This is a genomic window from uncultured Pedobacter sp. (genome assembly GCF_913776295.1).
Lineage (GTDB): Bacteria > Bacteroidota > Bacteroidia > Sphingobacteriales > Sphingobacteriaceae > Pedobacter.
Genome location: NZ_CAJYOJ010000083.1, coordinates 14,666 through 36,395, shown reverse-complemented (window position 1 = coordinate 36,395; position 21,730 = coordinate 14,666). Strand labels below are relative to the sequence as shown.

The 21,730-nt window shown below is 37.1% G+C and carries 16 protein-coding genes and 1 CRISPR repeat array; of the genes, 13 read left to right on the top strand and 3 right to left on the bottom strand.

What is annotated here, in order from left to right:
- The first annotated feature begins 576 nt into the window (after positions 1–576).
- The 6 genes from QZ738_RS19945 (at position 577) to QZ738_RS19920 (ending at position 6,299) form a co-directional block, all read left to right on the top strand.
- Positions 577–2,199, top strand: coding sequence for an ABC-F family ATP-binding cassette domain-containing protein (locus tag QZ738_RS19945; RefSeq protein WP_293789921.1), 1,623 nt, complete (start codon positions 577–579; stop codon positions 2,197–2,199).
- Positions 2,200–2,366: 167 nt separating this feature from the next.
- Positions 2,367–3,062: a DUF4397 domain-containing protein gene (locus QZ738_RS19940; protein ID WP_293789919.1), complete on the top strand. Its 696-nt coding sequence runs from the start codon at positions 2,367–2,369 to the stop codon at positions 3,060–3,062.
- 119 nt (positions 3,063–3,181) lie between these two features.
- Positions 3,182–3,766 (top strand): RNA polymerase sigma factor, encoded by a 585-nt coding sequence (locus QZ738_RS19935; protein WP_293789917.1) that lies wholly within the window; start codon positions 3,182–3,184, stop codon positions 3,764–3,766.
- Positions 3,759–4,991, top strand: a complete 1,233-nt coding sequence (locus tag QZ738_RS19930) for a hypothetical protein (RefSeq protein WP_293789915.1) — start codon at positions 3,759–3,761, stop codon at positions 4,989–4,991. The genes QZ738_RS19935 and QZ738_RS19930 overlap by 8 nt, the downstream gene beginning before the upstream one ends.
- Positions 4,992–5,033: 42 nt before the next feature.
- On the top strand, positions 5,034–5,663 hold the full coding sequence (locus QZ738_RS19925) for a Uma2 family endonuclease (RefSeq protein WP_293789913.1): 630 nt from the start codon (positions 5,034–5,036) through the stop codon (positions 5,661–5,663).
- A gap of 6 nt (positions 5,664–5,669) precedes the next feature.
- The gene (locus tag QZ738_RS19920; protein WP_293789911.1) at positions 5,670–6,299 is read left to right on the top strand and encodes a Uma2 family endonuclease; all 630 of its coding nucleotides are present in this window, start codon (positions 5,670–5,672) and stop codon (positions 6,297–6,299) included.
- 78 nt (positions 6,300–6,377) lie between these two features.
- Here the strand turns inward: QZ738_RS19920 and QZ738_RS19915 are convergent, their stop codons facing one another.
- Together QZ738_RS19915 and QZ738_RS19910 are read right to left on the bottom strand one after the other, a co-directional pair.
- Entirely contained in the window at positions 6,378–6,884 is a 507-nt protein-coding gene (locus tag QZ738_RS19915; protein WP_293789909.1) for an FKBP-type peptidyl-prolyl cis-trans isomerase, read from the bottom strand.
- Between the two features lie 10 nt (positions 6,885–6,894).
- Entirely contained in the window at positions 6,895–8,904 is a 2,010-nt protein-coding gene (locus QZ738_RS19910) for a thioredoxin domain-containing protein (RefSeq protein WP_293789907.1), read from the bottom strand.
- A gap of 127 nt (positions 8,905–9,031) precedes the next feature.
- Here QZ738_RS19910 and QZ738_RS19905 point away from each other — a divergent pair, with 127 nt between their 5' ends.
- Both QZ738_RS19905 and QZ738_RS19900 read left to right on the top strand, forming a co-directional pair.
- Positions 9,032–9,382 carry a DUF1016 N-terminal domain-containing protein gene (locus QZ738_RS19905; RefSeq protein ID WP_293789905.1) on the top strand — a complete coding sequence of 117 codons (351 nt, stop codon included), beginning with the start codon at positions 9,032–9,034 and terminating at the stop codon, positions 9,380–9,382.
- Between the two features lie 101 nt (positions 9,383–9,483).
- Positions 9,484–10,581, top strand: a complete 1,098-nt coding sequence (locus tag QZ738_RS19900) for a mandelate racemase/muconate lactonizing enzyme family protein (RefSeq protein WP_293789903.1) — start codon at positions 9,484–9,486, stop codon at positions 10,579–10,581.
- Positions 10,582–11,342: 761 nt separating this feature from the next.
- Here QZ738_RS19900 and QZ738_RS19895 read toward each other — a convergent pair.
- Positions 11,343–12,239: a glycoside hydrolase family 25 protein gene (locus tag QZ738_RS19895; protein ID WP_293789901.1), complete on the bottom strand. Its 897-nt coding sequence runs from the start codon at positions 12,237–12,239 to the stop codon at positions 11,343–11,345.
- 223 nt (positions 12,240–12,462) lie between these two features.
- Here QZ738_RS19895 and cas9 point away from each other — a divergent pair, with 223 nt between their 5' ends.
- From cas9 to cas2, 5 genes are read left to right on the top strand one after another with little or no spacing between them, the layout of a single operon-like run.
- Positions 12,463–17,712, top strand: a complete 5,250-nt coding sequence (gene cas9, locus QZ738_RS19890) for a type II CRISPR RNA-guided endonuclease Cas9 (protein WP_293789899.1) — start codon at positions 12,463–12,465, stop codon at positions 17,710–17,712.
- Positions 17,713–17,727: 15 nt separating this feature from the next.
- Entirely contained in the window at positions 17,728–18,246 is a 519-nt protein-coding gene (locus tag QZ738_RS19885; protein ID WP_293789897.1) for a DUF6155 family protein, read from the top strand.
- Positions 18,247–18,262: 16 nt separating this feature from the next.
- Positions 18,263–18,868 carry a plasmid pRiA4b ORF-3 family protein gene (locus tag QZ738_RS19880; protein WP_293789895.1) on the top strand — a complete coding sequence of 202 codons (606 nt, stop codon included), beginning with the start codon at positions 18,263–18,265 and terminating at the stop codon, positions 18,866–18,868.
- 24 nt (positions 18,869–18,892) lie between these two features.
- A complete protein-coding gene (cas1, locus tag QZ738_RS19875; RefSeq protein ID WP_293789893.1) occupies positions 18,893–19,906 on the top strand; it encodes a type II CRISPR-associated endonuclease Cas1 in 1,014 nt (337 codons plus the stop codon).
- A gap of 27 nt (positions 19,907–19,933) precedes the next feature.
- Positions 19,934–20,239, top strand: a complete 306-nt coding sequence (cas2, locus tag QZ738_RS19870; protein WP_293789891.1) for a CRISPR-associated endonuclease Cas2 — start codon at positions 19,934–19,936, stop codon at positions 20,237–20,239.
- Positions 20,240–20,373: 134 nt separating this feature from the next.
- Positions 20,374–21,407: a CRISPR direct-repeat array (repeat unit 46 nt; unit sequence GTTGTTGTAAATATCAGTAGTTCAAAGAATGAAAGCAAATCACAAC).
- Positions 21,408–21,730 lie beyond the last annotated feature (323 nt).

The window sequence follows — 21,730 nt, the reverse complement described above, 5'->3', positions numbered from 1 at the left end:
TGATGCCAAAAAGTAAGAGCCCTTCGGCGGCGGTGAGCCGAGGCAAGACTGTGCTGTATGGCATAAGAAATCAGTTACGTCATTTATATTGATTTTTATACCATAAATTATTCCTCAGGATGACAATGATTTATGAAACAACCTTATTTTAGTACAATATGCTGCGTACATTAAAATTCCCGCATGCGCGAGCATGACGTACGCTTAATTTCATTTCCCTGTTAGATTTTAATTTTACTGAACAAGATCTTAATCAACTGGCCAAAAGCTTCTCCCCTTTTGTAAAATAAACCCGGTAGTAGCGAACACGCAGTGCAACGGAGTAAAGCGGATAACGGGGCTTCATCTGCCACAAAGAACCAAACCCCTCGTTTCCCAAACATCAACCTTCCAACAATACGGCGTTTAAACTTTATAAAATTACAACATTCAAAACATTACAACATTCCAACCTTTAACTTTAAAACATTCCAACCTTACAACGTTAAACTTTACAACATTCCAACTTTACAGCAGGCAAATACCTTCCTACCCTCAACCTTTTTACGTATCTTTGCGGCTTATTTCAATTATAGCATGATTTCAGTTTCTAATTTATCATTACGGTACGGCAAACGCACATTATTTGAAGATGTTAACCTTAAATTTACCCAGGGCAACTGCTATGGCGTTATTGGGGCTAACGGCGCTGGTAAATCTACTTTTCTTAAAATTTTATCGGGAGAAGTAAGTCAAACCTCCGGAAGCGTAGCTTTCACTCCAGGTGAGAGAATGGCGGTTTTAAAACAAAACCACTACGAATTTGATGAGTTTTCGGTATTGGAAACCGTAATGATGGGCCATAAAGAACTTTATGCCATTATGAAAGAGAAAGATGCCATTTATATGAAAGAAGATTTTTCGGAGAAAGATGGCGAACGCGCCGGAGAGCTTGAAAATCTTTTTGCAGAAATGGATGGCTGGAACATGGAGAGCAATGCAGCAACCATGCTGAGCAACCTGGGCATTACCGAAGATAATCACTATAAATTGTTGAAAGAGCTGGACAATACACAAAAAGTACGGGTATTATTGGCTCAGGCCCTTTTCGGCAATCCCGATATCTTGTTACTGGATGAGCCTACCAACGATTTGGATATCGAAACCATTGCCTGGTTAGAGAATTTCCTGGCTGATTATCAGAACATCGTATTGGTGGTATCGCACGACAGGCACTTTTTAGACGCCGTTTGTACCCACATCGTGGATATCGATTTCGCAAAAATGAGCATTTACACCGGTAACTATACGTTCTGGTACGAATCGAGTCAGCTGGCCTTAAAACAGCGCAGCGATCAGAACAAAAAAATGGAAGATAAGGTAAAGGAACTTCAGGAGTTTATCCGCAGGTTCAGCGCCAATGCTTCCAAATCGAAGCAGGCTACATCACGTAAAAAAGCTTTAGATAAAATTGATATTACCGAAATCAAAGCTTCGAGCAGAAAATATCCGGCCATTATATTCAACAATACCGGCCGGGAGGCTGGCGACCAGATTTTACAGGTAGAAAACCTGGGCAAAACTGGAAATGATGGCGTATTGTTCGATAAGGTTACCTTTATGGTAAACAAGGGCGATAAAATTGCTGTATTATCTCAGAATAGTTTAGCTACTGCCGCATTTTACGATGTGTTGACCGGTAGAGATACCGACCATAAAGGTGAATTTAAATGGGGCGTTACCATCAGCACGGCTGATATCCCGAATGATAATACCGAATATTTTGCAGGCAAGGACGAAAACCTGGTAGACTGGTTGCGCGAATATTCTGGTACCGATGCCGATGAACAATTTGTGCGCAGCTTTTTAGGCCGTATGTTATTCTCGGGTGAGGAAGTATTGAAAAACGTTAAGGTATTATCAGGAGGTGAAAAAATGCGTTGTATGTTCTCGAGAATGATGTTACAACAGGCTAATGTACTGATGTTTGATGAGCCGACCAACCACCTGGATTTAGAATCTATTGAAGCCCTGAACAATGGCATGAAAGATTTTAAGGGTACCATATTGTTTACTTCACGGGATCACCAGTTAACGGAAACCGTAGCTAACCGTATTATCGAAATTACCCCAAAAGGTACTATCGATAAGTTAATGACTTACGATGAATACATTAACAATGCGGATGTTGCGAAATTAAGAGAAGAAATGTACGCTTAATTTCAAGCTTAAAATATTTGTTTTAGAGCCACATGAAAACCATGTGGCTTTTCTTTTATAAAAAACTTATAACAACTGTAGCGTTTTCATTGCCTTAATCGTTTTACAAGAAAAAAGCGTTAATGGCCATTAACCAATTTTGTTCAGAAATTGATTTAAACATTAAAATGAAAACGGATTTGAAAAATTTTAGCATTACGACAAAAATTATCCTCTCTCTCCTTGCGATCACTTTAACCATAACGGCCTGTAAAAAAGACTTTAACAATGATCCGATAGAAGCTGCCGGTATTGGCTTTGTGCATGCCTCGCCGGGTACAGCTGCGCTTGATTTTATTTTGGATAACCAAAAAATCAATAGTTTCACTTATACTAAAGATCTTGGCTACTATGCGGCTTATCCGGGCATCAGGTTAGTGGGTGTTGCAAAAAAGGATACCTTAAAATATTTAACTACTGCGAATGCAACTTTAAAATCAGGGTCGTTTTATTCGGTTTTCGTGGTAGATACATTAAAATCAACCAAACTTTTGATCCTGGAGGATGATTTGAAAGCACCTGAAACCGATAAGGCCAAAGTTCGTTTCGTCAACTTAAGTCCGGGTTCTGCGGCATTTGATCTGGCCATTGCAGGTACAGATGCGCCCTTATTCACTGCAAAGGCATTTAAAGAATTTACAACTTTTAGCAATATCGCACCAAATGACAGTTATACCTTTCAATTAAAACAAGGTGGAACAGTTAAGGTAAGTTTGCCAGCAGTTAAAATTGAAAAAGGTAAAATTTATACCATCTGGGCCAAAGGCTTATCAAGCAAAACCGATAGTACCGGACTCGGCTTATCGGTGATGACGAACAAATAGAAGATTTCTCTCTACCTGTGGAAAGGAAAATTGGCACCGCCCAAAATTGGGCGGTGTTATTTTCTTAAATTTACCATAAATTAAGTATGATAAACCTTTAATCAATAGTCCTTTACAGGGTGATAAAAAAAATACTCAGTTTTGAGGAAATTTTAAAAGGCTGTGTAAAAAACGACAATAGCTGTAAAGAAATGATGTATAAATCATTTTATGGCTATCTAATGGGTATAATTTTAAGGTATACCAAAAATACTTCAGATAGTGAAGAACTTGTAAATGACAGTTTTATCAAGATTTTCAAACATGTTGGAGGTTTCAAAGCACCAAAGAATCCGGAAGAATTACAACGATCGTTTAAAGGCTGGATTGCCCAGATTGCTTCGCGGACGGCTATAGATAAGCTTCGCAGTGCCAAAGCTCAGTTTTATGTGGATGATCTGGCAGAAAGCGAACATCCGGCTACCCAGGTTTCGGTTGCTTCAGAACTACACGTTAACGATATTTTGAATTTACTAAACCACTTACCAGATACGCAACGACTGGTATTTAACTTATACGAAATTGAGGGCTTTGCCCATGATGAAATTGCGAAAATGTTAAACATTCCTGAAAGTTCCAGTCGTGTTTATCTTACGCGATCTAAAAATAAGTTACGTACCCTTTACTTAAATACCATGGTCAATTCATATGAAAAAAATGGATAAGGAATTAATTGAGCATATTACCGCGCAACTCCAAAGCCATGAGGAAGCTTATGCTAATGGTGCGTGGGAGCGCTTTTCGCAGCAAGAAAATAAGAAAAGAGATTTCACTTTCTGGCCTTTGTGGGCTGCTGCTGCCTTAGTGTTGATTTTCGGAGCTATATTTTTTGCGCAAAAAAACTTCAATCAGCAAATAAATGTTGCCCTAACCAAACCTAATACCGATCATCAGTCTGCTCATGGAGATACCGATATTTCAATTTCTCCAAAAAACATAGGCCCATCTTTGAATGATGTTGATAAAGATGCCATTATCACAAGTAGCCTAACCGTTAATCAAAATAATATCACTAATGAAATTTTAGCAGCTAAAACCGAACAACAGTATGATGATGCAGCCTTAAACACCTCTGAAGAAATCACTCCAGCTAACCTTAAGCAGTTGGACAATCATCTTTCGGTGATCAATCTGTCTGATTTGAAATCAAAACCGTTTGACATTTTAACGGAAAAGAAAAAACCTCTGCCCATTAATATGCCAACAGATTTTGAGAAACTGCTGGCTCATGATACTTACGTGAACAAACAGAAACCTGCCGATAAAACGAATAATGGTAACTCTAAATGGCAACCCGATGTATATGTTGCCCCGGCTATGGGTAACGACAATAAAGTAACCATGAATTATGGGTTTTCTTTATCATATGCCATCGCCGGTAAATTGTCCATCAGCTCTGGTGTATCTTATGCATCAATCAGCACAACAGAATCATTAAACGCTTCTGCGCCACAAACTTTATCAGGTAAAAATTTAGCTTCGGTAGATGCCAAAGTGCGTGGAATCAATGTGCCTTTAGAATTAAAATACAACATCAGCGATAAACTTTATACCAATGTTGGTGTTTCTGCACTTGCCGTGTTAAATAATTCGCAGCAAAACAGTTACATCGTTAATCAGGTTCAAAGTTTTGCTGCTCCCGCAGTAAATGGTTACGCAGATTCTAAAACCATGATTGTACAGGAAAAAAAGGTTGAGCCGCAACCCGAAGCCAGCATAGATCCTGATAAATACATCGGATTCTACAATTTCTCGTTTGGCTACAAGCAAAAAATCTCCAAAAAGAACAATATTGCTATTGAGCCGTTTTTAAGGTTGCCCATGAAAACTTTCTCTAAAGAAAACCTAAACCTGACCAACGGTGGATTGCGTTTAAAAATCGACTTTTAAAAAACTAAGATATTTAGTATATTTGGTTTAAACGCCTTATATATGAAAAATGTTAAATCCTACCCTTCCGAAGATGAGCTACCTCCGGTTAAAACCCTTAACGAGATAGATTTTTCTGCTACTTACAGTTATGCAGATTATATGCGCTTCGAATTTGAAGAACGCTTAGAAATTATCAAAGGTTACATTTTCGAGATGATCCCTGCCCCTTCCAGGATACATCAAAAAATATCCGGGAGAATTTTCAATCCAATTTACAATGCGTTAAATGGTCATCCATGCGAAGTGTACTCAGCCCCTTTTGATGTACGATTAGCGAAGAAAACACAAGCTGACAGAGAAGTTTTCACAGTGGTACAGCCCGATATTGTGGTGGTTTGTGATCAATCTAAACTCGATAAGCGTGGATGCATTGGCGCTCCGGATATAGTGGTCGAGATTTTATCACCTGGTAATAATAAAAAAGAACTCATTAATAAATACGAGGTTTACGAAGAAGCCGGTGTAAAAGAGTATTGGATTGTAAGTCCTTCTCACAAAACATTTTTCAGGTATATCCTCGGTGAGAACGGCAAATTTCAGCCCACCAAAATGCTTACCGAAGGTGAAGAGGTAACGACCAAAATCATCCCTGGTTTTAGGCTGATTCTGGAGGAAGTATTTAAAGACTAATGGTGTATGACAAATATTAAACCTTACCCAACTGAAGATGAACAACCTGCGTACAAAACGCTAAATGAGGTTGATTTTTCTGCTTTATACAGTTATGCAGATTATATGCGCTTCGAATTTGAAGAGCGCTTGGAAATTATTAAAGGGCGGTTATTTAAAATGAGCCCTGCCCCTTCGCGAATTCACCAGGGAATTTCAGGCAACATTTTCGGTCCAATATACAATGCGCTCAAAGGCAAGTCCTGTCGTGTTTATTCTGCGCCTTTTGATGTACGTTTAGCCAGGAAAATGCAGGATGATAAAGAAATTTCCACTGTGGTGCAACCTGATATTGTGGTGGTTTGCGATCCAACTAAATTAGATCAGCGTGGCTGTATCGGTACACCCGATATTGTCGTCGAGATTTTATCACCAGGGAATAACAAAAAAGAGCTGATCAATAAATACGAGGTTTATGAAGAGGCCGGCGTAAAAGAATATTGGATTGTAAGCCCTACACACAAAACGTTTTTCAGGTATATTCTCGATGAAAATGGCAAATTTCAGCCCACCAAAATGCTTACCGAAGGTGAAGAGGTGACCACTAAAATTATTCCCGGCCTTAAACTCGTTTTGGAAGAGGTTTTTCAGGATTAAAGGCTATAAAAAAAGAAGTCAAGTTTAAATTGCAAAGCGAATATTTAAACTTGACTTCTTTAAAATCGTTTATATCAACTAGTGACCTGAATGTCCATCAGCACCATGCGCATGACCGTGGGCCAATTCATCCTGAGTAGCTTCACGTACATTTAAAATCACACCGCTAAACATTAAATTTTTACCAGCCATTGGGTGGTTTAAATCTACAGAGATGGTCTCGTCGTGCACAGCGGTAACACCTGCCCTGAACTGGTTACCGTTGTTATCCTGCAATGGAATCACATCACCAACGTTTGGCAATTCGCCACCGGCTTCGGTAAACATCGTTTTTGGCAGATCGGCAAAAGCACCCGGATCAACCTCGCCATAACCATCTGCTGCAGATAGCTCAAATGAATATTCATCTCCGGTTTTCAAACCAGTTAAATGCTCTTCAAATTTAGGCAGCATCATGCCAACGCCATATAAAAATACTAAAGGATTTTGTTCGTCAGCTTTTTCTACAAAAACTTGTTGTCCTTCTTCGTTAGTAGTATGTAATTCGTAAGTTAACGCTACTACAGAGTTTGGTGAAATATTCATTTAAATTTATTTATTGTACATACAATAATGCTTCCTCAACAGTGTTAACCGGCAACTGGCATACTTTATTTCGGCAAATATAAACTTTTGTTTCATTGCTTTGCTTACCTTTTAACAGCGGTAAGTTACTTTTTGTTCCGCCTAATGTAATTTTGTTTGGAATATAATGCCCGCTCAACTCCAGTTTCACCACATCGGTTTCTAATCCGGTAATGGCAATTTCGTTTATGCCATAAATTTCGTTCAGCAATTGGATGGCCCAGTTGGAGTAGGCAGAACCGTAACTTTTAATCTTCGGCTGAACTGCAGCAAGCATGGCTGAAGCTTTTTCGGTATAGGCTTGCAGATCAAACAGCAAGCCCAGTTTTTGCAAATTCTGCGCCATGGCAGAGTTCGAAGCGGGGATTACATTATCCATCACTTCATGCTTGCGGGCTATTAAATCTTCACTTTCTGCAGAGGTATAAAAAAACATCGGCGAATCCGGGTCCGTAAAATTGGCCATTACATAATCGGTCAATGTTTTTGCCTCTTCCAGCCATTGTTCGTTAAAATCAGCTTCGTAAAGGGCAATTAATGCTTCTATGAAAAAAGCATAATCATCCAGGAAACCCGTAATAGAGGCCTTTCCGTTTTTGTAATTCCGGTATAAGCCGCCATTTTCAGTTTTTAATTGATCCAGGATAAAATGGGCTGCAGTTGAGGCTTTTTCGTAATAAGCCTGATGATTTAATACGGCTGCAGCATCAGCCAAAGCTTTAATCATCATGCCGTTCCAGGCGGTTAAACACTTATCATCCAAACCTGGCCTGATTCTTTTATTGCGAACGGCTAACAATTTTTGCTTAGCTGAATTTACCTTATCGTTTAACACTTCTGCCGAAATGTCAAACTGAGCGATCAGATCGTCATCGCTGATCGTTTTCCGTAAAATATTGGTCTGTTCTTCTTCCCAGTTGCCTTCTTCCGTAACGTTATAATAAGCGCCGATCAGTTGGGCATCTTCTCCCAAAACCTCATCAAATGCTGCTTTATCCCAAACATAAAATTTACCCTCTATTCCTTCGCTATCCGCATCCAGTGCCGAATAAAACAAGCCATCGGTTGATGTCATTTCGTCAAACACCCAATTAATGGTTTCTACCACAGTCTGTTTAAAAGAGTCGAATTTGGTACACTGGTAAGCCTCGGCATATAAACTGATCAGCTGCGCATTATCATAAAGCATCTTTTCAAAATGTGGCACATGCCATCTGTCATCAACCGAATAACGGGCAAAACCGCCTCCAATCTGGTCATAAATCCCGCCCCTGCTCATTTCTTCGAGCGTGTGGCAAACCGCTGTAAAAACAGCTTCATCATCTTTTAAAAAACCGTAACGCAATAAAAAGATCCAATTATTGGGCAAGGGAAATTTGGGGGCACGGTTATATCCTCCGTAGCCGATGTCGAAATGGCGTTTCCAGGGTTCGATAATTTCAGTTAAATGTTCGTGTGTATACTCTTCTTCGCTTACCGATGCAATAATTTTTTCGCTGTCTTTAATGCCTGAGGTTAAGCGCTCAGCATACTGAATGGCTTTATCAGGTTCATTTGCCCAAAGTGCAGCCACATTTTCCAGAATATTGATCCAATCGTTTTTCCTAAAATAAGTGCCACCATAAATTGGCCGCTGATCGGGCAAACAGATACAATTTAAAGGCCAGCCACCACTACCGGTCATGAGTTGGATGGCGTACATATAAATCTGGTCTATATCCGGACGTTCCTCCCGGTCTACTTTAATACATACAAAATGCCTGTTCATCACTTCGGCCACTTCATGGTTTTCGAAACTTTCGCGCTCCATTACATGGCACCAATGGCAGGCCGAGTAACCAATACTCACCAGAATCAATTTGTTTTCGGCTTTGGCCTTTTCTAATGCCTCCGTTCCCCACTCATACCAATCAACCGGGTTATGGGCATGTTGCAGCAAATATGGAGAGGAAGCGTGGATTAAGTTATTGGTATCTGACATGACGGATGATGTAAAATGTTAGAGGGAAAATGGAATTTATTTCGAGGCGTAAATCTATTAATAATCTACAAACCTGTTCCGATTTAGTTTTTGTTTTTATACTTTAGTTGGAAATCTATCTGGAGGAATGGAATTGAGCAAAAATGATTTATTTAATGCCATAAAGGCGATGATCAGCCAATCTCGTTTGAAAGTATTCCGTGCGGCAAATTCTGCATTGCTAGAATCATATTGGCAAATCGGAAAGCTTATTATTGAGGACGAGCAACAGGGAAAATTGCGAGCAGATTATGGTGCTGCGACCTTAAAGACCCTTTCAAATCAATTAACTTTGGAATTTGGGAAAGGTTTTGATGAAAGCAATCTTCGAAATATAAGAGGCTTTTACAAGTCATTTCCAATTCGTGACGCAGTGCGTCACGAATTGAGTTGGACACATTATCGGCTTTTATCAAGTTTCGGAATCTCTAAACCCTAAACTTTACACCCTATACTTTCCACCTTACACCCTAAACCCTAAACATTACACCCTAAACCTTACACTCTAAACCCTCAACCTTCAGCCTTCAACCTCAAAACATGAAAATCACCCATACCGAAATATACCGTTTCAGCATCCCGATGGAACCTTTTGTAATTGCCACCGGAACCATGCATTTTGCCCAGAACGTATTGATCCGCATTTATACTGATACGGGCATCCATGGCATTGGCGAATGCTCTGCTTTCCCGATGATTGTGGGCGAAACACAGGAAACCTGCATTGCCATGGCCAAAGATTTCGCCGCTATTTTAAAAGGTAAAGATCCCTTAGATATTCCGGAGCGGATGAACGATTTATTGGGTTATGCCGATCATAACGCCACTATAAAAAGTGCTTTCGATATGGCATTATTTGATATTGCCGCCAAAAATGCAAACTTACCGCTCTATAAATTCCTGGGCGGCACCAAACGCATGATAGAAACCGATATGACCATTGGTATCGATACGCCGGAGGGCATGGCCAACACCGCTTTGAAATATAAAGATCAGGGTTGCCGGATTTTAAAAATTAAGCTGGGCAAAAAAGTGCATGATGATATCGAAAGGGTAAAACAGATCCGCGAAGCAGTGGGCGAAGATTTGATTTTACGACTGGATGCCAACCAGGGCTGGAGTTTTGATGAGGCTTTATTTGCTTTGGGCGAACTGGAAAAATATAATATCGAATTCTGCGAACAGCCTATGCGCACCTGGTATGATGATCAATTACCCGAGCTGAATGTAAATTCGCCGATTAAACTGATGGCTGATGAAAGCTGTTATAACCACCATGATGCCCGAAAACTGATCAATAGCCAGTCTACCACTTACTTAAACATTAAATTTTCAAAATCTGGCGGCATTTTAGAAGCGCAGAAAATACATGAAGAAGCCCTAAAACATGGTGTAAAATGTATGATTGGCAGTATGCTCGAAAGCCGGATTGCCTTAAGCGCCAACCTGCATTTCGCATTGGCCAGCCCTAACGTTGAGTTTTTTGATTTAGATACGGCACTGTTAGGCCACCTGGCTGATCCCGTTGTTGGCGGACTCACCTATAATGGTTACTTTTTGGACGTACCGGAAGAAATCGGTATCGGTGCAGAAGCGGATGAGTTTTTTCTGGAGAAATGTGAAAGCTGGACGGTTTAGTTTGGAATTGAGCGTTTGGAGTCGATTAACCCATTTAAACAATTAACCGTCGAAATCAATACTCAGTCATTATTGATTAACGACATATTGAACCTTTTACAGATTACTTATCCAAAAGTGCTAGTGCACGCACGCATCTTCTGCATGGATTATTAGGCATTATGTTAGCTTGCTTTAATAATACTTAGGTTTTTACTGAAGTACACCTATCAATCCGGAGAAAAATCGGGACTTACCTGAATTGACGAAGCGCTTTGGGTACTATGGCGCGACAAAATGTGCAGCATTCTTGAGCACAGCTCAAGACAGCGAAAAACCACCATGCCCCGCGGCATAGAGCGGAAAACCCTTAGCGTAACTAAATTCTTTTCCAATCAACAGTACTATTTTTCGCGCTTTGCTAACCACCTTTCACCAATCCACAACCCTTACCGAAGTACGCCCGTCAATCCCAAGGGCCAGCGAAATCAAAAAAACAGGTGCAGACTAGAACAAGTAGCACGACCAAACCTGAAACGCAGTGAGTTTTGTGCTTCATGCTTGCAAAAACCGTTCACTAACCCCAAACGAACAAAACAAAGTGCTGCTGTTTTTTTGATGTGCCAGGGCTACGCGCAAAAAGGCCCATTGCTGGATTGACAGAGCATTTTTGCATACTTTTGATGCCTCAAAAGTTTGATGCCCCGCGGCATAGAGCGAAAAAAACAAAGCTTGTTATTAATAAATAATGAACCAATTACAAAAGAACTAATGACCAATCGCTAACGAACCAACAACCGATCCAACGCCAAACTATCCCCATTAAAAGCATTAAAATCAACCACATGCCCAATGCCATTAATTTTGGCTTTATCAGAGTGCTGCCAGAATCTCCAGCGGCTTTTATCCATTCTTAATTTTGGCTGGTAGTAATGCGCAATCCATAAAGGATAATCATCAAAATGATCAACCAGATAATCTTCATAAAACTTAAGCCCCGTGTAAATAATCGGTCTTACTTTCGTTTTCATTTCTACATAGTTGAGGAAATCAGCCAGTTCAGCCCGCATTTTTAAGGGTGATACACCATCCAGCGATTCAATATCCACAACAGGTGGCAAATCGCCTTTCTCTATATTCACCACCTGTAAAAAAAACTTAGCCTGTGCTTTACCATCCTTCTTTGGTCTGAAAAAATGATAGGCTCCGCAAATAATCCCCGCTTTCGGGGCTTCACGCCAGTTGCGCTGAAAGTAGGGATCAACCAGCATTAATCCTTCAGTGGCTTTAATAAAGGCAAAACGGATACTCACCTCATCCTCCTTCATTTCCTTTACCTGTTGCCAGTTTATTTTGCCCTGGTAGTAGGAAACATCAATACCGTGAACGGTATATTTTTTGGGGATTTTAATATTAAAACTTTCATACGTCCGGTAATTCGGGTCCTGACCCCAATCCTTCACCCACCTCCAGGTAGCCACAAAACTTTTTAATACATACCCATAATAAAACGGCGAGAGCAAAACCAGCAATAAACCGGCAATAGCCAACTTCAGCTGAACCGAAATACCACTTTTCTTTTTTCTGCCTGCAGCTGCTTTTCGGGTTACAGCTTTTCTGACAGTAGGTTTTCGGGCAACTGGTTTTTTGTTTAATGGTGTTTTTTTCTCTGGCGGCATAGGTATTTAATGCTGCTAAGTTGGGGAAAATGTACAGAAATAAAAAAGCCTCCTGATTTGTGGACAAGAGGCAACCCAAATGTTTTCACAACGGAATAATCCTTATTGTGATTTGCTTTCTGAAACAAATATAGAAGATATTTTATATCCGGCAATAAGGTAAACCTTAAATGATGAAAAATTTTAATTGCTATCTTTAGCATAGTTATCAAAATTAACAGCTATGACAAAAAATATACTCGGCTTGGATTTAGGCACAAACTCAATTGGATGGGCTTTGATAAAAATCAATCACGAAGATAAAACTTTGAAAATAATCGCATTGGGTTCTCGCATTATTCCGATGGATGGTCAAGAGTTTTCAAAATTTAATGCTGGACAAAAAGTGGAAAGTGCAGCTGGTAAAAGAACAACTTTGCATCGTGCCAGGATTACAAAAGAACGTTACTTATTGAGAAGAGATCGTTTACATTTGGTGCTAAATCTTTTGGAAGCTCTGCCAGAGCATTATAAAATTGAAATTGACTTTGAAAAGAATGGTAAAAAGTGTGGGCAATTTAAGGAAGGCAAAGAACCCAAAATGGCTTATTTACCAACGAAGAATTTAGAGAATAAATTTGATTTCTATTTTGAAGAGGCTTTTAATGAAATGATTGAAGATTTGCAAAAAGTCAATCCTGAGATTAAAAATGAAAAGAAAAAACGTGTTCCTAAAGACTGGACAATTTATTTTCTAAGAAATAAAGCAATGAGTCAAATGGTATCATTAGAAGAATTGGCTTGGGTTTTACTCAGTTATAATCAAAAAAGAGGAACAGATTCGGAAGATTTTGAAAATGAGGATGAAAAGTCTGATGAAATAAAGGAGAAACTCGACTTGAAAGTTATTAAGACAGAAAAGAAGGCTAATGTAAATGGAGACTTTTATGAAATTACATTAAATGATGCTGAAAATTTCAAATATAAAGAATACACAGCCGAGCAATTGACTTTTGAAGATGATGTAAAAGAGGTTACTAAAATCTTAAAATTAGATGATGCAGGTAATATAATTAATGAGAAGACAACTTACCAAATCAGTGATTTATATAATTTGACGCTTGCTAATATTGAGCATACTGATATTAATGATAAAAAATCTAAGCACAAATATGATTTTATTTATACAAATGGCTGGAGGACTGAGAAGAAAAAAGAAAAGTTTGATGTAAGCTATCAAAAACTAGAAAAGCAAATTAAGGAAGAATCCAAAGTTATCACAGAATTATTTGTAGTATCAAATAAATATGATTTCACAGGAAAACCTGAATCTGTTATCCCAAGTATACAATTGCCGGACTTTAATAGTGAAGGAAGCAAAGACTGGAGTTTATTGAAAAAGAAAACTGAAAAAGATGTTATTTCTTACAATATCTCCAAAGGATTTGTGAATAAAGATAGAAGTGCAAAGCATTTCATTTCCCCGAAAATTTATGATATATTAAAAAATGACGCGAAAACTGGAGAAAGATCCAAAATCATCGGAGGTCTGTTTCAGACGATTGATAGAAAGTTTTATCGGGAAGAATTGTATCAAATAATTAACACACAAAGAAAATTTCATACATCGACTTTAGATGATAAGGATACTTTTGAGAAATGTGTAAAACTCCTTTACCCACACAACAAAGACCACTCTAAAACACTTCTGCAAAATAAACAAGCACTAACCAACTTGTTTATTGAAGATATTTTATTGTACCAGCGGCCATTAAAATCCAAAAAGTCTGAAATCTCTGATTGTAAATATGAAATCGACTACTGGAAAGAAGATGTAAATATTTCGACAGGAGAAGTGGTTGAAATTCCCGTTTATAAAAAAGCGGTTTCAGCTTCACATCCTTTATTTCAGGAATTCAGAATTTGGGATAAAATACACAATATCAGATTGATTCAATTAGAATCTAAAGATGCTGACGGAAACTCTCAGACCAACGTCGATATTACTTCTCAATATTTTAAACCTGAAAATTATCAAGCTTTATTTAATCATTTCAATGGTAGATCAACAGTTGCTATTGACGATTTTTTAGCGTTTTGTAAGGAACAATTTAAGTTGGACACCGGTAAAAAGGGAGAACGGAAAATTCTATGGAACTATCCGGTTGAGGAAGAATTTAAAGGTAACGAAACGAGAAAAAGTTTTGAAATTCGCTTTAAACGTTGTGGATTTGATGGTTTCAATGAGTTTATGACCCAACAAAAAGAAATTGAGTTATGGCATTATTTGTATTCTGTGAGTTCCGCTGAAAGAAAAAAAGTAAGTCAGATTAAAGATTCTTCAAATCCCAAATTTGGGAAAACAGGTATCTGGAATTTTTTCATTAAATATTTTAAAGATGAAAATGTTGCACCAGAAATTCTAGAAAAGCTATGCAGAGATTTTGAAAACTATCCAAAATTTACTTCTAAATATACATCTTATTCTGTTAAGGCGTTAAACAAAATGCTTGCGGTGATGAGAGTCGGAGAAAATTTCTTAACTGCTAAAACAGCAAATGAAAAGTGGCAGGAAAAGTATGTTCAAAGAGCAGATACAATTATAAAAAAGAATAATGAAATAGATTGGTCTGCTGAATCTATTGATTTGAAAGATGTCATCTTAAATGATGTAAACGTGAAAAATGGAGAAATTCCTTTTCCAAAAGGGCTTTTCAATACATTTAAAAGCTTTGAAACCGTTGATGATTTTCATTTTTTAAACCCAACGCAAGCTTCTTATTTCATTTACGGAAGACATTCTGAATTAGCGCAAGCAAAATATTGGAAAAGCCCTATGAAAATAAGGGAGGAAATAATGAAGGAACTGAAACATCACTCGTTAAACAATCCAACTGCGGAAAAAGTACTGAAAGAAACGTTGAATGTTGTCGCTGATATCTGGGAAATCTACGGAAATTCAGAAGAAAAATTCTTTAATGAAATTCATTTGGAAGTCGCAAGAGAATTGCAGAAATCCAATAAAGAAAAGAAAGATATTATAGAGCTTCAGAAAAACAGCAGAACTGAAAACAACAGACTAAGAAATATTCTGGAAGAATTTTTAAGTAGTTCTCCTTACAATGCGAAAAGAGGAAACCAAGACCATTTTGAACGATTGAAAATTGTGGAAGATGGAGCTAAAGTAAGAAGCTATTCCGACAAAGAATTTTATTCAAATAATAAAGATAAATTTAGTAAAACTGATATTGAAGCAATTTTCAAAAAGCAAAAAATCACACAGTCTGATTTTGAAAAATATAAACTCTGGATTGAACAAGGCTATAAGTCTCCCTATACCGATCAAATCATTAAGCTAACAGATTTATTTGACGGTAATAAATATAATGTTGACCATATATTTTCCAGAGCAGCAATTACAAATGACTCACTAAATAATAAAGTGGTTTGTGAAGCTGTAATTAACAGGTTCAAATCGCACAGAACCGGAAGAGAGTTCATTGCGCAATTTGGAGGACGAACACATACTATCTTTGACGATAAATTGAACAAAAATGTAACATTTAGTCTTATTGATGAAGATGCTTACGTGAGTTTAGTAAAATCTCAATTCAAAGATTCAAAACGATTAATTCTGCTCTCAAAAGAAGTTCCGAAAGGTTTTACAGAAAGCCAACTTAATAACACCAAATACATTGCAAGAAAAGCAATGGAACTTTTAAGCCACATTGTAAGAGAAGAAGGCGAGGTTGAATTTAGGTCGAAAAATGTGCTGCCGGTTTCTGGTGCAATTACTGATCGACTTAAAAAAGAATGGAAAGTCAACCAAATTTGGACTGAGCTTTTAAAGCCTAGGTTTGAAAGACTTAATAAAATCCATAACTCTGAAGATTTTGGCAGTTACACTATTTCTAAAAGCGGACGTCAATATTTTGATATAAATACGAAATATATTTTGGGAGAAAATGATAAGTTCGACCTCAAAAGATTAGACCATCGCCATCACGCTTTAGATGCTTTGATTATTGCTTTGTGTACAGAAAATCACGTACAGTATTTCAACAACATCAATTCTGGAATTACAAATAAAAAGAAAGGAAAGATGGAAGCTATAATGAAACAAAGAGCGGGAATCAAAAGGCAAATAATGTACAGTGAAAAAGATAAAGAAAACCCGAATGAAAAAGTTTGGAGGTATATGTTGCCGGGCTCATTTCGAAATAAAGAATCTTTAGATAACGAAAAAGATTCGGTTGTGGATCTATTGTGGAAGAATAGTTTTACTACAAATTACAATAAAGATTATAGAAAAACAATTTTGGAATGTTTGGAGAACTGTATTGTTTCCTTTAAAAATGACTTTAAGATTGTTTCAAAATCATCCAACAAATATGAAAGTTATTACGATGAAAATGGAAATATAAGTTTGGATAGTAATGGTAAGCCAAAAAAGGAATTTAAATCTCAGAAGAATGAAAATCAAAAACACTGGAGTATTAGAAAGCCTTTGCATACTGATAATCCGAGTGCAGAAATAAAATTACAATTTGACAGGCTTAAAGTGATTGATAATTTAGGAAAAGCGAATTTAATAATTGATGAAAAGATAAGAGATGCTGTTAAAGAAATTTTGGGAATGCACGATAATAAGATTGGAAAGGCGGAAAGTTATCTAAAGAAAAATCCATTGATTCTTGAAGAAAAAAAAGTAGAATATGCAGACTTTAAAATATCTAATATAAAATATAGAAAAAGACAACCAATTACAAATCTTTCCTTAAGAACAGGTACAGGAGCGTTGCCAACATATGATACAGTTGTAGATCGAATCAATAAGGTGTCAGATTTTGTCTTAAGAAACGAATTATTAAAGCATTTAGAAATAAATGATAATGATATTGACAAAGCATTTTCGATCGAAGGAATCAACGACTTTAATTCCAATAGAAGGATTCCCGTTTTCAGACTTCCTATTTCAGAAAGTGCCACTCTTAAATTTAAAATAGGAAATAAGAATTCAAATAGTCACAAATGGGTTGAGACTGGAGGAAATTTTCATTTTAGAATTACAGAAAATGGAAATTTAAGAGACTATGAAACAATTCCATTACGAAACGCACTAATAATCGAGAAGAAAAATATTATCGAAACACAAAGTGCTGAAAACAATAATGAAATAGTTCTATCCCCTAATGATTTAGTATATATACCGTTAAAAAATAATGAAAAAACTGACTTTAATAATTTAACGATTCAACAGAAAAAAAGAATTTACAAATTCATAAGCTGTACTAACAAAGAAGCTCATTTTGTTCCTTACTCAAACTCATCAGAAATAATTAAAAATGAGAATGGTACAAACAGTAAAAGCGAGAGGATTCAAGATTTTTTTGATGGAAATATACTATTAGATAATAAGGAAAAATTGGTACAGGTTAAATCAGTTTGTTGGAAATTAAAAGTAGATAGATTAGGAAATCTATCAAAAGTATAATTTAAAATTAGTAGGATGTCAAAAACAGCACTTAAAAAAGAGCTATCAAAACTCACTAAAAACCAGTTGATTGAGCAAATCTTGGACTTGTACGATAAAAATACTGCAGTAAAAGAATTCTATAAATTCTATCTCAATCCAACAAACGAAAAAGAATTGGCAGATAAATACAAAAAGCTGATCCGGAAAGAGTTTAATGTAGAAAACCCCGTGAAGAGTACGGAGAAATTTTCGGTAGCTAAAAAAGCGGTCTCCGATTTTAAAAACCTGCAACCATCTCCAGCGTATTTAGCGGATGTAATGTTGTATTTACCCGAAAGCGCCTGCGAACTTACCGCATTATACGGTGATTTTTCCGAACAATTCTACATGTCTACTTATAACAACTTTAATGCAGCTTTAAAGTTTCTGGAAAAACATGAATTGCTGGAACAATTTAAACCCCGAACTAAACAATGTGTAGAATGGGCTTCCAATTGCGGTTATGGCTTCGCTGATGATATGACGGATATTTTTTATCAATACTATAATTAATTATTAATCAGATGATATGTCACATAAGCTAAAAATAACTTTAGAGGGTTCTGATCCTAAAATTTACCGAACGGTCGTTGTTCCGGAAAAATTCACCTTTCATGAATTACATTACGTGATACAAAATGTAATGAATTGGGAAAATTATCATATGTATCAATTCAATGTAGGCAGGCCTTATTCCAGCGATTCCATTAAACTAATTGATGGGCAGAGGGAGGATTTCGGTTTTTTTCAAAAAAGATATAAAGAATACGATGCCGGAGAAACTTTTTTGTCTGATTTTTTCAACGGGCAGTACAAAAAACTGACCTATGTTTATGATTTTGGCGATGATTGGTTTCACACAATCACTCCTTTTAAAAAACCGATGGAAGAAGTGCTTATACCGAAATGCATTAACGGAGAGAATGCTGCACCTATAGAAGATTGTGGTGGAATCTGGGACTTCAATGAAATTTTGGAAATCTTAGGAAAAAAGAGAAAAACTGCGGAAGAGAAAGAAATGATTGAAAGCTACGGCATTCCAAAAGGCGTAACCTACGACCAAGTTTATGGGTTTAATATTGACAAAGTCAACGAAAAATTAACCAAGTTTTTTCAGTCGGAAAATTCAATGTAAATACTCCATCCAATCATCATTCTTATGATTAAACGAACGCTCCACTTCTCTAATCCCGCATACTTAAGCTTACATCAGAACCAGCTTACGATTGATTTACCCCATTTAAAATCATTGGGAGAAAAAGAATCGAAAAAATCAATCCCGATTGAAGATATCGGGATTGTTATACTGGACCACCAGCAAATCACCATTACCCACGGATGTATTGAAGCCTTGTTGGATAATAATACCGCCATTATTACCTGTAATAAAAATAAGCTTCCAACAGGCATGATGTTACCGATAGATGGACACAATACACAAAGTGAACGTTTTCGCTATCAGATCGATGCTTCACAACCTTTGAAGAAACAGTTGTGGCAGCAAACCACTCAGGCTAAAATTTTAAATCAGGCATCAGTACTATTTAAAAGGGGTATTGCCTGCGATAACATGGTGTATTGGGCAAAATCAGTTCGTTCCGGAGATCCTGACAACTATGAAGGCAGAGCTGCAGCCTATTACTGGAAAAATGTATTTCCGAAAAAGTTAGATTTCTTTCGCGGTCGTGAGGGTGATCCGCCTAATAATTTACTTAATTATGGTTATGCCATTTTGAGGGCTATTGTTGCCCGTGGCCTGGTCTGTTCAGGCTTGCTCCCTACCCTTGGTATCCACCATCGAAATAAATACAATGCCTATTGCCTGGCAGATGATATTATGGAGCCTTACCGCCCTTACGTAGATGAAATTGTTTTGGGAATTATAGACAGGGGCGAAAACTTTTTGGAGCTGGGAACAGCAATTAAAACACAACTGTTAGGCATTGCACAAGTAGATGTTCAGTTCGATAAGAACCGGAGTCCGCTAATGGTAGGCGTACAAAGCACTACTTCTTCACTGGCTAAATGTTATGAAGGAACCATCCGGCGGATTAACTATCCGATAATGAGAAATTTTGAACCCAAAAGATCCCCTCAATACAGAAAAGATATCGCCAATAATGAAATGACGGAATCGGATTACCATAAGGCGGAGGACGAATTACCTTTTTAATGGATGCGCTTAAATGAATACCGGATTTTGTGGGTACTAGTTTTCTTTGATTTGCCAACCGAAACCAAAAAGGAACGAAGCATAGCCGCCAAATTCCGTAAGGAGATTTTACGTGATGGTTTTGCCATGTTTCAATTTTCCATTTACCTAAGGCATTGCAGCAGCCGCGAAAATGCTGATGTTCACATTAATCGGGTAAAAAGATTATTGCCTGAAAAAGGACATATCGGTATCATGACGGTCACCGATAAACAATTTGGTATGATGGAGTTATTTTATGGGAGAAAAGAAAAAGAACTACCTGATACGCCTCAACAACTTGAATTATTTTAGTTACGTTAACAAAAAACGGCGATTATAATTAAAAAACTGATTAGAATAAAAATCCTGATGCAATTGCGTCAGGATTTTTTTAATTCTATTTTTTAAACTAACCTACTGACGGATAGCCAATTGAACTAAGGTATGTTGTTGTAAATATCAGTAGTTCAAAGAATGAAAGCAAATCACAACTATCTGCCATACCGTAATGGCTATGTATGGGTTGTTGTAAATATCAGTAGTTCAAAGAATGAAAGCAAATCACAACTAAATACTGTTTTACTATTTCCATTGCTTTGTTGTTGTAAATATCAGTAGTTCAAAGAATGAAAGCAAATCACAACTCCAGATCGCTATTTGTTCTTGGTGATAAGGTTGTTGTAAATATCAGTAGTTCAAAGAATGAAAGCAAATCACAACCTTATACACATTATTTTCCCTTCGTTCCTTGTTGTTGTAAATATCAGTAGTTCAAAGAATGAAAGCAAATCACAACTTTGATCATGATGATTTCAATCTCCGTCATGTTGTTGTAAATATCAGTAGTTCAAAGAATGAAAGCAAATCACAACCATACTTTGCTGTAAACTCGCTACCTGGTAGTTGTTGTAAATATCAGTAGTTCAAAGAATGAAAGCAAATCACAACTATCTTCTTTAACTTCCGATTTCACCTCATGTTGTTGTAAATATCAGTAGTTCAAAGAATGAAAGCAAATCACAACTCGGTGCGGTTAATTATCGCGGCACTTATGGTTGTTGTAAATATCAGTAGTTCAAAGAATGAAAGCAAATCACAACAGGCGTAAAAGCCATATACTCAACAGCTGAGTTGTTGTAAATATCAGTAGTTCAAAGAATGAAAGCAAATCACAACTCGCTAATGAACAATGAACGAACCGGGATTGTTGTTGTAAATATCAGTAGTTCAAAGAATGAAAGCAAATCACAACACACTTCTGTTTTTTTGAAACTGCGCAACAGTTGTTGTAAATATCAGTAGTTCAAAGAATGAAAGCAAATCACAACCAAGGCGTTTAACCTGCGGCTATCGCAGATGTTGTTGTAAATATCAGTAGTTCAAAGAATGAAAGCAAATCACAACTACCTTTCATCGCGATACCCACGCCGATAGGTTGTTGTAAATATCAGTAGTTCAAAGAATGAAAGCAAATCACAACATACTTCCAAATAACGGCCCGTTTGTTGGGTTGTTGTAAATATCAGTAGTTCAAAGAATGAAAGCAAATCACAACAGGTCGAATGTTCTTAACTTTGGTGCTGATGTTGTTGTAAATATCAGTAGTTCAAAGAATGAAAGCAAATCACAACGATGTCATGGAATGGGCAAAAAAAAACAAGCGTTGTTGTAAATATCAGTAGTTCAAAGAATGAAAGCAAATCACAACAACGGGGCTGATATAGTTAGTGCCTGTGTGTTGTTGTAAATATCAGTAGTTCAAAGAATGAAAGCAAATCACAACAACAGTTCATTGATCTTTTG